We start from the raw sequence: 12,710 nt of genomic DNA, 5'->3' as shown, positions 1-12,710 counted from the left end.
CGGCGTGAAGCGGTGTTGACGTCGGATTGCGAGGATCGCAATACTGCGCTCGCGCTGCCGGACATTTTTGTCCGTTAGCATCTGAATATCGAGAACTATTTGCTGTAGCGGACATTTTTGTCCATTAGCCAGCAAAACGCGAGGCGCGGCGGTGTGATCATCCGGCTAGCGGACAAAAGCGTCCGTTAGCCGGATTTTTTTACGTGAATAGCCGCGCTAGCGGACAAAAATGTCCGATAGAGCCAGCCGCTGCCGCGCGTGACCGGCTGCCCAGATCACCCAGCCGCCGCCGCGCATGACCGCGATCTCAGATCGCCCAATTGCCGCTGCGCATGACCGGTTCGGTCGTGCCGTCGGGACGCACGCCGTCGATATCGAGCTCGGCCGAGCCGATCATGAAGTCGACGTGAACGATGCTCTCGTTGAGCCCGCGCTCGGCGAGCTGCTCCTGCGTCATTTCCTTGCCGCCCTCCAGGCAGAAGGCGTACGCGTTGCCGACCGCGAGGTGGCAGGAGGCATTCTCGTCGAACAGCGTGTTGTAGAACACCAGGTTCGTGTCCGAGATCGGCGAGCGGTGTGGCACGAGCGCGACTTCGCCGAGCCGGGCGGCGCCCTCGTCGGTCTCGACGAGCCGCTTCAGCACCTCAGCGCCCTCCGCCGCTTCCACATCGACAACCTTGCCGTCCTTGAAGACAAGCGTGAAGTCGCGGATCAGCGTGCCGCCGTAGCTGAGCGGCTTGGTGCTGTGTACCTTGCCGTTCACCTTGTCCTTGTGCGGCGCGGTGAATACTTCCTCGGTCGGCATATTGGCGACGAAGCGCGTGCCTTCCTTGTTCTCGCTGCCCGCGCTGATCCAGTAGTGACCGTCCGGGAGGCCGACCGTTAGATCGGTGCCGGGCGCGGTGTAGCGCAGCGCCGTATACTTGCGCGCGTTGAGGTACTCTGCCTTGGCGTCCAGCGTGCCCAGATGCGACTCCCAGGCCTCGACCGGATCGCCGGCGGTGACGCGCGTGGCGGCGAAGATCGCATCCCACAGCGCATCCTCCTGCTGTCCCTCCGGCAGGTCGGGGAATACCTTCGCCGCCCATGCGGGCGACGGCACGGCGACGACGGTCCAGCTTACCTTGTCGGACATCGGATACGTGCGCCATTTTTTGAGCGCTTCGCCGGCTGTCTTGTTGGCGCTCGCGATGCGCTGCGGATCGATGCCCTTGAGCAGGTCCGGGTCGGAGGCGACGACGGACAGGAAGGCTGCTCCGGCCTCGGCCATCTCCTCCCAGCCCTGCGCCCGCCAGCGCGGGTACTCCAGGAACGCTTCGTCCGGCGCGAGCTCGTACTTGAGGCGCGTCACCTGGTCGTCGTTCCATTCGATATGTACGTTTTTGGCGCCGCCTTCGTAGGCGGTGCGGGCGGCGAGCCGGACGAACGGCGCGGCTGCGATCGGGGCGGTGACGACGAGCGTCTGTCCGGGCTGAATGTTGATGCCGACCTTGACCGCCAGCTCGGCGTATTTCGCTAACTGTTTTTCATGCTTGCTCATAGCGGGAATTCCCTCCTTTTGGACTTATATTACCACAGCTGTTCCCAAAAAATCCGCACGGCTCGTCAACCGCACCTTGGTCGGCGCAGCGCCGTACGGGACTACCCGCAACTACCCGCATTCCGATTGATTCAGCGCCGCACGAGGCGGGCCAGCGGGTATACGATCACGCTCTGCAGCACGAGCGAGCACAGCACGACGCCGAAGGCCAGCGACAGCAACCCGCTCAGCCGCTCGGGCAATTCGGTCGTCAGCGTCAGCAGCAGCACGACCGACATCGTGCCCCGCACATCCGCCATCGTCAGCACGGTGAAGCCGCGCCAGCTGAGCTCCCGCCGCCAGGCGCCGACCGGACCGAGCAGCAGCAAGAGGACGATATAGCGGACGAGCAGCGAGGCGGCGAAGATGCCCAGCATGGCCGGCCATTGCGTCCATTCGATGTACTGGACGGAGACGATGCCGATGATCAGAAAGACGAGCGAGGTCAGGCTCGGATCGACCACGCTCCAGAAGCCCTCGAGACTGTCGCGGTACCGCGCCTCCGTGCGCGAGCGCTGGAACTCCCAGGCGAGCATGATGCCTGCCGCGACGGTGGCGAGCACGCCGGAGGCGCCGAGCGCCTCGGCCAGATAAAAGCTGCCGTAGCTAATGATAATGCTAAGCATTACCTGGTACTCCTTGCGCGGTGTGAGGTAGATGCTCTTCGCCAGCAGCCAGCCGACGACGAGCCCGATCGCCGCGCCGCCCAGCGACACCGTCGCGAACTGCCACGCGAACCCGCCGACGGTGAAGGTCGCCCCCTCCAGCATGAGCCGGGAGGCGATGGCGAACACGACGACGCTCGTGCCGTCGTTGATCATCGATTCGCCTTCGATGACGGAAACGAGCATCGGATTGACGTCCGAATTGCGCAGCACGCCGACGACGGACACCGGATCGGTGGGGGTGAGGACGGCGGCGAGCGTTAGCGCGGCGGCGAAGGAGAGCGACACCGCGAGCGGCTGCACGAGCCAGATCAGACCGCCGAGCAGCAGCGCGGTGAGCAGCAGGCCGGCCGTGCTCAGCAGGCCGATCATGGCGCCGTGGCGGCGCAGCGCGGAGAAGGACAAGCGATACGCCGAGACGAACAGCAGCGCAGGGAGCAAGCCTTCGAACAGCAGCTCGCGCGTGATCTCCACTTCGGCGAAGACCGGCACATACGCGCAGCCCATGCCGATCAGCACGAGCAGCAGCGGCACGGGGATGCGGCTTTGGATGCGATCCGCGACATAGAGCACGTAGCCGATCGCCAGCAGAATCAGGATGTGATGAGCGGACAAGTCGCACCCTCCTTTAAAACAAAATCAGATTGAGCCCGCCGAGCGTCGCCAGCACGAGCACGATGACCTGAAAGTGCTTTTGCGGGATGAGCGGCAGCACCTTGAAGCCGCTGAACGCGCCGATGACGACCGCCGGGATCATCCAGGCGTTGAGCAGCAGCGATTCGGTGTTGACGAGGCCGAGATGGACGTTGAACGGCACCTTGATCAGATTGACGCTAAAAAAGAAAAACGCGCCGGTGCCGACAAACGCCGTTTTGTCCATCCGCTTGGCGAGCAGATAGATCGACATGATGCTGCCCGCCGCATTGCCGATCATCGTAGTGAAGCCGGCTAGCACGCCGAGCCCGCCGCTCCAGGCGCGTGTCTTGGAGAAGGCGAATTTCAGCGACGTCTCCAGCCGCTCGCGGAACACGTGCAGCACGATCAGCGCGAGCACGATCGAGCCGATCAGCGTAGATAGCCCGTCGTTGTCGATCCGGCCGAGGACGAGGTAGCCGGCGACCAGGCCGATCAGTACCCACGGCATCAGCGTGAGCAGATGCTTCCAGACGACGGCGCGGCGATAATAGACGATCGCGATGATGTCGCCGACGATCAGGATTGGCAGCATCAGGCCGACCGATTCGCGCGCGGGGAAGACCGTCGCCATGATGGCCGCGACGAACAGGCCGAGCGTCGGCACGCCCGTCTTGGAGAAGCCGATCAGCACGGCGCAGGCGGCCAATACGCTAAGTTGTACATACGTGATGTCCATGGTGACTCCTTTATAATGGGGAATGAATGCGCTATGGCCCAGTATAGCATGAATGCGCCGGGAAAGTGGGGACGGGCCGCGTCGATCACCGGCGCTTCACCGATTTGCCACCATATAGAACAGCTGAAGCGGTCCAACCAAGAATCAGGTAGAGCGGGATCCTGAAGATCATTCCTGCGTCTCCCCGTCCGCCCGCGATTGAATCCGCCGCTTCGTATCCGCAATTGGCGGCAGGCCGAACAGGCGCGCGTACTCGCGGCTGAATTGAGAGGGACTTTCGTAGCCGACTCGAAAGGCGGCCTCGGCGGCGTCGGTCGGCTCGGTCAGCAGCAGGCGGCGCGCCTCCTGCAGCCGCAGTTGCTTCTGATACTGCAGCGGACTCATCGCCGTCAGCGCCTTGAAGTGACGGTGCAGCGAGGACGTCCCCATATGGGCCAGCTGTGCGAGCTGATCGACATGCAGCGATTCCGTGAAACGTCTGCGAATCTCCTGCATGACGGCGGAGATTCGCTGCGCGGCCGTCCCCGACAGGGCCATCGCGCGGAGCCGCTTGCCCTGCGGGCCGTACATCACCCGATACAGGAGCTCGCGGACGACGAGCGGTGCCAGGTAGACGATGTCCTCGGGCTGATCCAGTAGCCGCACCAGTCGCAGCGCGGCATCGAGCAGCTCCGGCGAAGCGCGGTCGACGTACAGGCCTCGCGTCGATTCGCGGGCCGCGCCTGCGGTGCGGTCGGGCTCGCGCAGCGCTTCCCAGAGGAGACGCGGCTCGAGCTTCAGCTTGACCGCCAGATACGGCGCCTCCGTCGAGGCCTCGACCAGCCGCGAGGAGACCGGCAGCTCGACGGAGACGACCGCGTAGTCGGCGGGGCCGTACGTATACGCCTCCTCGCCGAGGGTGACCTGCTTGGCGCCTTGGGCGACGAGGCAGACCGCCGGCTGATAGAGCGTGAACGTGGTGGCGCGGACATCGGTATTGCGTATCAGCTCGAGCTGCGGAATCGCGGTCGGGTGCGTGCCGTCGCGTCCGGTACGACGCTCGAGGCGCTGCGCCAGCTCCGCCAATTGCGCGGCGGCAGAGACGGCCTCAGGGACAGCTACAGCCGCGGGGCCAGATACAGCCGCAGGGGCAGAGACGGCTGCGGTCTGAGACGGCTGCGTCCGGGCGACCGCGCGGCTCGCGCCAGGTGGAGTCGGATGCTGGGCTAAGGAATCGGGCAATTCGGTTCCCTCCGTTCGAAGTAGTCGGTCATTCTAGTATAAGGCATCGCGCGCGCTCGTGTAAGCAAGCTGAGAGAATCAGGCAAGAACATGCGACGAATCGACTACCGTCCGACACGCGATTGCGGGATAATAGAAGGCGAGGACATTATGCGGAAAGGCGGGATAGACGATGCAATACAGAACATTGGGCGACCAATTGGAGGTCTCCGCGCTCGGGCTCGGCTGCATGGGGATGTCGGACTTCTACAGCGGACGCGACGAAGCGCAGGCGCTGCGTACGATCGACCGGGCGCTGGAGCTCGGCGTCACCTTCCTGGACACGGCGGACATGTACGGCCCTTGGCACAACGAGGAGCTGCTCGGCAAGGCGCTCAAGGGCAGGCGGGAGCGCGTCGTGCTGGCGACCAAGTTCGGCAATGTGCGCGGCGCGGACGGCGCCTTCCTGCGCGTGGACGGCCGGCCGGCATACGTCAAGTCGGCCTGCGAGGCCAGTCTGCGCCGGCTCGGCGTGGACCATATCGACCTTTATTACCAGCACCGCGTCGATCCGAATACGCCGATCGAGGAGACGGTCGGCGCGATGGCCGAGCTCGTCAAGGAGGGCAAGGTTCGCCATCTCGGGCTGTCCGAGGCCGCGCCGGCGACGATCCGTCGGGCGCATGCGGTCCATCCGATTACGGCGCTGCAGACGGAATATTCCCTGTGGAGCCGTGATGTCGAGGACGAGGTGTTGCCGCTCTGCCGCGAGCTGGGCATCGGCTTCGTACCGTATAGCCCGCTTGGTCGCGGCTTCCTGACGGGCCAGATCCGCCGTTTCGAGGACCTGGCGGAGGACGACTACCGCCGGCATTCGCCGCGCTTCCAGGGCGCCAATTTCCAGAAAAATCTCGAGCTGGTCCGGCGCGTCGAGGAGATCGCCTCAGCCAAGGGTGTCAAGCCGTCGCAGCTGGCGCTGGCCTGGCTGCTGGCGCAGGGCGAGGACCTCGTGCCGATTCCGGGGACGAAGCGCGCCGCCTACCTTGAGGAGAATGTCGGCGCGCTGGAGATCGCGCTGACTGCGGACGAGCTCGCCCGGATCAATGCGGCTGCCCCGCAGGGCGCCGCCGCCGGCCAGCGCTACGCGGAGGCGTCGATGAAGGGCGTCCATTTGTAAGCGGTAGCTGCAAGCACCTTCAGCTGCATGCCCGGCGGCGTGCGGCTGAAGGTATTTTTCGTTAGCAGGTTCACACGGCGCGCACGCTCCGGAGCATAGGGGCGTGGAATCGCCGACGTACTTCGACCGTGGGGCGCGATCACCAAGGACCTCAACGACAATCGCGTCAAGGTCGTCATGGGGGAAATGTCGATCGAGCAGTGGGACGACTATGTCGCCGGCGTGGTCGGCTCCAGGGACTACCAGGCGATCGTGACGGAAATGAAGGCGAGCGCGGAAGCCTGGCAGCGCTAGCCTGCGCCTCCCGCGCGCTGCCACGCTTCCGCATTCAGCGCGAACGTGATGCCGGCGCCGGCCATCGAGCCGCTGGCGGCGGCCGCGATGGCCTGATGGCTGGCGGAGGCGGCGTCGCCGGCGCTGTAGATGCCGGGCACGCTCGTCTGGCCCGTGGCATCGGCCTCGACGGCGCCGTGCTCGGTATGCGCGCAGCCCGCCGCCTCCGCCAGTCCGGCGCCCGGCACCAGCTGCGAGCGGAAGAAGATGCCCTTACATGCGACCTCGGTCCCGTCCGCCAGCGCGATGCCCCGGGCCTGCCCGTCCCGGGAGTCGATGCGCGCGATCGGGGCCTCGTAGACGGGGATTCCGCGTTGCGCCAGCTCGCCTTTTTGCTCATCGGTCAGCTCGGACGGCCCGTTCGTACAGAGCGCGAGCGTCTCCGACCAGCCCTTTAGCAGCTTGAGCAGATGCATGGCGTCCCCGCCCTTGGCGAGGACGGCCAGCGGCCGCTCGCGCAGCTCCCAGCCGTCGCAGAACGGACAGACGAACGCGCTTCGCCCGTACACCTCGGCCAGGCCGGGGATGGGCAGGGGCGCGTCCTTCATTCCGGCGGCGAGCAGCACCTTGCGCGCCCGATACGTCTGACCCTGGGCAGTCGTGACTGCGAAGGCGCCGTCGCTGCCGGTCAGCGCGGACACGGTATCTGCGACGAGGCGCACCGACGGGTACTGGCCGAGCTGCTCGGCGGCGATCCGCCGCAGCTCCTGCGGAGGGATCGGATCGCGGGTGAGGAAGCCGTGCGTCGAGCCGGTTACCGCATTGCGCGGCTTGCCCTCGTCGATGACGGCGACGTGCTTGCGGGCGCGGCCGAGCACGAGCGCGGCGCTCAGGCCGGCCGGTCCTCCGCCGACGATGACGGCGTCGAGCACGTTTTCAGGGTGGTGGTTAGGCATGGTTCAACATCTCCTTTTTGGATCGTTTTTGTCTATAATTCAGCCAATAAAGCAACTGCCGCGGGGGAATACGGCAGTGCGATTGCCAGGGCATGCAAGCCATCTCCGTAGAGAGCAAATCATCTTACACGCCCTACGCCTGTGTCCGGCGCGAAGAGCATTCTTCACTCCGAACAGCGGCCGCCTCATCCAGCACAGTCTGAATCGTGTGCCCGCGCAGGTAGCGGTCCATTTGCTGCTGCGCGCCATCCATCACCCTTTTGACGAGACACTGATCATGGCGCTGCGGCGGCGCCTCGTCGGGACCGGCGAAGTAGGTGCGATGCTGCTTGGAGTCCAGATTCGAGCAGACATACAGCTCCTGCCGTCCCTCGATCACCTGGATGACGTCCAGGAAGGTGATATCGCGCGGCGGGCGCGCCAGCTCGTAACCGCCCTTGACGCCGGTGACCGAGCGGACCAGTCCGTCCTGGCGCAGCTTGGACATGATTTTGGACAGATAGCTTTCGGAGACGCCGAGGCTGTGCGCGAGCGGCTTGATGCCGATATTCTCGCGGCCCTCGGCTTGCGCCAGATGGATCAACGCATGCAGGGCGTAGTCGGTGCTTTTGGAATATTGCATCTGAACGGCAACCTCCTCTTTGGTATTCTATCCGGCATGTCCCGCGACCATGCGGCCCGGCATGTCCCGCAACCCTATACGGTTTGAATTGTGGATTGTTAGTATCCATAATAACCGAAGGGCAGAAATTGTGCAACCCATTGTTTTTTTGCGCCGTCAAGGACGGGATGACCGGGCCGACCGGGATGATTGGGAGGATCGGCTCCATGCCCCCTATCTAGCCGGAAGGAGACATGCGTGCGCTGGCCAGCGGCCTATTGGCGGGCACGATGTAGTCCAGCGGAATACCGAGCTGCAGGGCGGCCAGCTGCAGGCCGAGCAACAGAGCGTTCCACTCCGGATCGTCGAAGGCGTAATTTTTGGTCTTGCGGATTTGCCGCCGGCCTTCCGTGAGATGGAAGACGAGCTCGCGGCCGCCCCCGTTGGCGCGCGTCGCGGTACAGTCCACGGCGATGCGCGCGAGCTCGCCGAGTCCAATGCGCGTGCGCGAGGACAAGCGCAGCTCGCCGCGCGCAAAGTCGAACTCCAGCTGCCTGCGGCGGTTCCGCCTGTAGGGAATCGGCAGATCATCCAGACGCTGACCGTCTCGAGTGTGGGGCGCATGCCCCGCCAAGACGCCCGTCTGGCCCGCGCGCTGTCTGGCCTCGCGTCGCAGTGCCTCGATAGCCTGTGCGGTCAGTCGCTCATTGCGGCGGCGCAGCCGCTGCTCGAGCAGATGCGCATCCCGCAGGTAGGTGAGATCGAGCCGAACGACGCCCTCCGGTGTGTGCAGCCGGTAGTCATGGAGCCAGACCAGACTGTTGTATCGCGGAATCTTGAAGCGCTGTACGACGCCGGTCAATTCGGCGAAGTTCACGGTAATCTCGCGCTTCCCCCGGGAGTAGCGCAGCTGCGCCGAAGTCAGGCAGAGGCGCGCTGGCGTGCGGAGGAAGCGGTAGAGAGCCGTCGACCACAGCACAATCGCGGACAGCACGAACACGGTCGCGGTAATGAGATGCACCGTCGATCGGCCGCCCCTGTTCAAGATGTGCCGGCCGTCCGCAATGGGCCCGGCCAGTATGAGCGCCATCATCGCCAGATAGAAGATCAGTGCAATAGCCGCGGCCCAGATCAGCATAGGGCCGAGCGCGCGGATCAGCGAACGACGCTTCAAAATCACCGTTCCATGCGCAGCCTGAGGCCGCGGAAGCGTCGCAGAGGTTTTCGAAGTAGTCATATCCAAATTATAGCACAAAGCGCGCTGCGCGACGAAGCATCCGCTCTTGCAAGTTGATCAGGCGAGCCAGATGTCGAGCACTTCGACGGTCGTACACCCACTCGGGTACTGCCTGAGGCCAGCAGAGCGGCAGAGAGCGGGGGGATTCGGCGGTCGGGGGGAGCGGTTAAGGTCAGCGCCCGGGGTTCGTCGTCTCGTCTTCTCCCAGCCACAGCAGCGCTTGAAGCAGCCAGGCGTCGCCAAAGCGCTCGGGATTGTAGCCGAGCTGCCGGCGGCATTGCTCGAGTCGGTAAAGCACCGTATTGCGATGCACGCCGAGCGCTCTGGAGGCTTGGGCGGCGTTGAGATCCGCTGCGAAATAGGCGGCTAACGTCAGCCGCAGCTCCTCGGACCACGCCGCCGGATCTGCAAATCTGGCGGCCAGCCGGCTGCGGTGCGCAGCGGGGATAAGGCGAAGCATTGCCGGGCCCTCGACCTCGCGGTAGAAGACGACGCCGGGCTCGCCGGTGCGGGCCTGTGCGGCGCGATCCGACTCCTGGTCGCCCGGCGGCTTGGCGCCGCGCGCCAAGGCGAGGGAAGATGCGCCGGAAGTGTGCGCCTCGGCATGCGCGGATACTGCCAGCGCGGCGCGCGCCTCGTCACTGCCGATCGGCAGCTGCGCCAGGTCGCGCACCGGTGCGCTGACGCCCGCGCGACAGCGCGCATCGGCTCCGGCCCGGCGCAGCAGCTCCGTCAGCCGTCGTCGCACTGTCGCGACGACGGCCGTCTCGGCGCCCTCCGCCTCGAGATCGGCATACGCGTTGCCCCCGCCTTCTTCAAGCGCCGCCGGCAGCAGCAGCGTCAGCCGCTGCGGCGCGGGCTCGCCGCATAGTGCGTCCGCGAGCTCGGGCAGCCGCTCCAGCCGCGTCCGCAGCTCGTCCGTCGCGCGCGCCTCGCCGCTCAGCGCCAGCTCGACGACGCGGCTCGGCAGCGGCACGCGCACGCCGAGCGCGGCGGCCTGCTCGGCCGCAACCACGCGATCCGGGGCCTCGCGCAGCAGCTCTGCGAGCAGCCGGTCCAGACCGCGGCGCCGGCTCTCGAGCTGTCGCGCCAGCTGCGCCTGGCGCAGCATCAGCTCGGCGGTCATGCGTACGAGCGCACTCACGGGCTCGATCGTCTCCGGCGCGCCCGTGATCCCGACCGCGCCGACGATGCGGCCGCCGCAAGCGACCGGCAGATTGATCCCCGCCTGCGACTTGCCCCATTGCGCGGCCGGCAGGTCGATCCGCACCGCTTCGCCGCTGCGTACGGCGAGCGCCGCCCCGGGGTGGCACTCGCCGATCCGCTCCGGCGTGCCGCTGGCGATGATCGTGCCCGAGACGTCCATCATATTAATATTCCACTGCACGCGCTCCATCGTCTCGCGTACGATCTCGCGGGCCAGCTCCGGTGTCAGCATCACGGCTGCTCGGGCGTAGCCGATTGCGAGGTTGGTTGTGAGGCCCGCTTGATAAGGCGTGCGATCGATCGGGCGGTGCGATCGACATTCACCTGCGCCTCGCGCATGCAGGTCGCGAGCTCCGCCGGACGGGCCACTGCCGCGAAGCAGCCGTCGAACCGGGCGAGCAGCGCGTCCGCGTCCGCGCCGATCGCCCCGGAGAGCAGCAGGCAGCCGGCTCCCGCGTCGCGGGCGACCTCCGCCACATGGGCGGGCAGCTTGCCCTGCAGCGTCTGCGCATCGCTCATCCCCTCGCCGGTCAGCACCCAGTCGGCGCCCCGCACATGCTCGGCCAGCCTTACCGCTTCGCCGACGAGCTGTGCGCCCGGCACGAGCTCGGCGCCGAGCGTGCGCAGCCCGAAGCCGAGCCCCCCGGCTGCGCCGCTGCCGGGCTGTGCGGCGTACGTATGGCCCAGATGCGCCTCGACCAGCGCAGCGTAGCCGCGCATCGCCTCGTCCAGCGCCGCCACGGTGGCAGGATCGGCGCCCTTCTGCGGGCCGAATACATGGGCGCAGCCGTCCGGGCCGCACAGCGGATTGGTGACGTCGGAGGCGGCGATCAGGCGGCATTCGCGCAGCCGCGGATCGAGTCCGGCGTAGTCGACTGCGGCTACGCGGCCGAGCTCGCGGCCGTAGCCCGCGAGCGCTTTGCCTTGCGCATCCGTGAAGCGCGCCCCGAGCGCGGTCAGCATGCCCATGCCGCCGTCATTGGTCGCGCTGCCGCCGAGCCCGACGATGAAGGTGCGCATGCCGCTGTCCAGCGCGTCCAGCATCAGCTCGCCCAGTCCGCGCGAGGTCGTATGCAGCGGATTGCGGCGATCCTCCGGCACCATCGGCAGCCCGGCCGCGCTCGCGGTCTCCAGCACGGCAGTTGCTGGTTCCGCGCCGCTCCGGCCCCAGCCGGCGTCGACCGGCTCGCCGAGCGGTCCGCACACGCGGACCGGCATGTACGTGCCGCCGGTCGCATGCACGATCGACGCGACAGTGCCCTCGCCGCCGTCCGCCATCGGCACGACGACGATCTCCGCCGCCGGCAGCTCCTCGCGGATCGCATCGGCCATCGTCTCGCCGGCTTCGATGGACGTCAGGCTTCCTTTATAAGAATCGGTGGCAATTACGAATTTCATTGCAGTGTCCTCCTTTGTATGTTGCATGCGATCACCCATGGTATGTGCCAGCAAATAGTATGCGCATGCGAATCGTATTGCGCATGCGAATAATATTACAATTGCGAATCACATGCGACTGAAAATAGTAGTGCGATTGCGAAAAATATACGCTTTTGAATAGTATGGTTTGCGAATAGCATGGGTTACCTCCATTCTAGAGGATCGCGCGCGTTATGTCTTTATTCATTTCAAATAAATAATTCGTGATAAAAACGAATGATTTTGTGCATTATGACCAATAAGATAATTCGCGATGCGGGACAATCGGCTGTAACGGACAAGGGAGACGCTTAGCGCCGTTATTTGACTTCATACACGCTCTAATGGACTTAGGGAACGCTTAGCGGGAATTATGGGCTGTGTCAGTGGTGAAAATGGCCGCTAAGCGTCGCTGGTGACCGTTAAAACGGGGCGCGCGTTCGATTGATGCTCTAAGCGTCGCTGATGTCCGTTACAGCCGTCGCCAGTAGTGGCGTTGCCCCGCGCCCAGCGGCATGCCCCGAGCTCGGCGGCTCGGCCCCGCGCCCAGCGGGCTGCATCCGAGCCACGCTGCTCCCTGCGACAGCCGTCACCATGAGGGTGGGGCATCTTCAGGCCTATTAGCCACTGTGGCAACGGTACGCTCAATCTAAGTGTCCATGACAGAATAACCTGGTGCGATTGAAACCGTCCTTATCCCTTCACCATCGGCCAACGAACCTAACGGTTGCCACAGCGGCTATTGCGCCCAAAAAAGCGCCGATTGAATTGTAACGGTTGCCACAGGTCTTATTTTCTTGAAATCCATTGAAAAGACGCGATCTTGGCCAAATAAGCGCTGTGGCAACCGCTAGCCTGGAAATCGCCTGAAATTGATCGAAATAAGCGCGCTGGCAACCGTTAGCTGGGGTGCGTCCGTTTGCCCGCCTGAAGGATCCTAAGCCGACACGGACGCCGGACCTTCGACGGCAGGTCGTGTGGACAAAAACGCCGCTGTGTAATTTGTATCCGGAGGCTCATAGCGG

10 protein-coding genes are annotated in these 12,710 nt (G+C 65.1%); 1 reads left to right on the top strand and 9 read right to left on the bottom strand.

All coding sequences use genetic code 11. From position 1 onward, the window contains the following. Positions 1-307: 307 nt before the first annotated feature. The 4 genes from IDH44_RS06450 to IDH44_RS06435 form a co-directional block, all read right to left on the bottom strand. The gene (locus tag IDH44_RS06450) at positions 308-1,540 is read right to left on the bottom strand and encodes an aminopeptidase (RefSeq protein ID WP_190915852.1); all 1,233 of its coding nucleotides are present in this window, start codon (positions 1,538-1,540) and stop codon (positions 308-310) included. A 131-nt stretch (positions 1,541-1,671) separates the two neighbouring features. Then, positions 1,672-2,859, bottom strand: coding sequence for a cation:proton antiporter (locus tag IDH44_RS06445; protein WP_190915850.1), 1,188 nt, complete (start codon positions 2,857-2,859; stop codon positions 1,672-1,674). Between the two features lie 13 nt (positions 2,860-2,872). Then, on the bottom strand, positions 2,873-3,616 hold the full coding sequence (locus IDH44_RS06440; protein ID WP_190915848.1) for a sulfite exporter TauE/SafE family protein: 744 nt from the start codon (positions 3,614-3,616) through the stop codon (positions 2,873-2,875). Positions 3,617-3,784: 168 nt separating this feature from the next. Beyond that, positions 3,785-4,837 (bottom strand): AraC family transcriptional regulator, encoded by a 1,053-nt coding sequence (locus IDH44_RS06435; RefSeq protein WP_317890126.1) that lies wholly within the window; start codon positions 4,835-4,837, stop codon positions 3,785-3,787. Between the two features lie 172 nt (positions 4,838-5,009). On the opposite strand from IDH44_RS06435, the gene IDH44_RS06430 reads away from it, so the two are divergent. Further along, positions 5,010-5,993, top strand: a complete 984-nt coding sequence (locus tag IDH44_RS06430; protein ID WP_190915846.1) for an aldo/keto reductase — start codon at positions 5,010-5,012, stop codon at positions 5,991-5,993. Positions 5,994-6,283: 290 nt separating this feature from the next. Here IDH44_RS06430 and IDH44_RS06425 read toward each other — a convergent pair whose 3' ends face one another. The 5 genes from IDH44_RS06425 to IDH44_RS06405 all read right to left on the bottom strand — a co-directional run bounded on the left by IDH44_RS06425 (position 6,284) and on the right by IDH44_RS06405 (position 11,664). Further along, positions 6,284-7,222, bottom strand: a complete 939-nt coding sequence (locus IDH44_RS06425) for an NAD(P)/FAD-dependent oxidoreductase (RefSeq protein WP_190915844.1) — start codon at positions 7,220-7,222, stop codon at positions 6,284-6,286. Positions 7,223-7,355: 133 nt separating this feature from the next. Then, entirely contained in the window at positions 7,356-7,844 is a 489-nt protein-coding gene (locus IDH44_RS06420; protein ID WP_190915842.1) for an RrF2 family transcriptional regulator, read from the bottom strand. Positions 7,845-8,061: 217 nt separating this feature from the next. Beyond that, positions 8,062-8,997, bottom strand: a complete 936-nt coding sequence (locus IDH44_RS06415; protein WP_190915840.1) for an MHYT domain-containing protein — start codon at positions 8,995-8,997, stop codon at positions 8,062-8,064. Between the two features lie 235 nt (positions 8,998-9,232). Further along, the gene (locus IDH44_RS06410; RefSeq protein WP_190915838.1) at positions 9,233-10,498 is read right to left on the bottom strand and encodes a CdaR family transcriptional regulator; all 1,266 of its coding nucleotides are present in this window, start codon (positions 10,496-10,498) and stop codon (positions 9,233-9,235) included. After that, positions 10,498-11,664, bottom strand: coding sequence for a glycerate kinase (locus IDH44_RS06405; RefSeq protein ID WP_190915836.1), 1,167 nt, complete (start codon positions 11,662-11,664; stop codon positions 10,498-10,500). The genes IDH44_RS06410 and IDH44_RS06405 overlap by 1 nt, the downstream gene beginning before the upstream one ends. Between the last annotated feature and the right edge of the window lie 1,046 nt (positions 11,665-12,710).

It is taken from the genome of Paenibacillus sabuli (genome assembly GCF_014705605.1).
Taxonomy (GTDB): Bacteria; Bacillota; Bacilli; order Paenibacillales; family Paenibacillaceae; genus Paenibacillus_D; species Paenibacillus_D sabuli.
Note: the sequence above shows the minus strand (reverse complement) of the source record. Positions and strands in the feature narration are given on the sequence as shown.

Coding starts and splice junctions, on each gene's coding strand:
- IDH44_RS06450 (WP_190915852.1), bottom strand. CDS start 1,540: ATGAGCAAGCATGAAAAACAGTTAGCGAAATACGCCGAGCTGGCGGTC.
- IDH44_RS06440 (WP_190915848.1), bottom strand. CDS start 3,616: ATGGACATCACGTATGTACAACTTAGCGTATTGGCCGCCTGCGCCGTG.
- IDH44_RS06430 (WP_190915846.1), top strand. CDS start 5,010: ATGCAATACAGAACATTGGGCGACCAATTGGAGGTCTCCGCGCTCGGG.
- IDH44_RS06425 (WP_190915844.1), bottom strand. CDS start 7,222: ATGCCTAACCACCACCCTGAAAACGTGCTCGACGCCGTCATCGTCGGC.
- IDH44_RS06420 (WP_190915842.1), bottom strand. CDS start 7,844: ATGCAATATTCCAAAAGCACCGACTACGCCCTGCATGCGTTGATCCAT.
- IDH44_RS06410 (WP_190915838.1), bottom strand. CDS start 10,498: ATGCTGACACCGGAGCTGGCCCGCGAGATCGTACGCGAGACGATGGAG.
- IDH44_RS06405 (WP_190915836.1), bottom strand. CDS start 11,664: ATGAAATTCGTAATTGCCACCGATTCTTATAAAGGAAGCCTGACGTCC.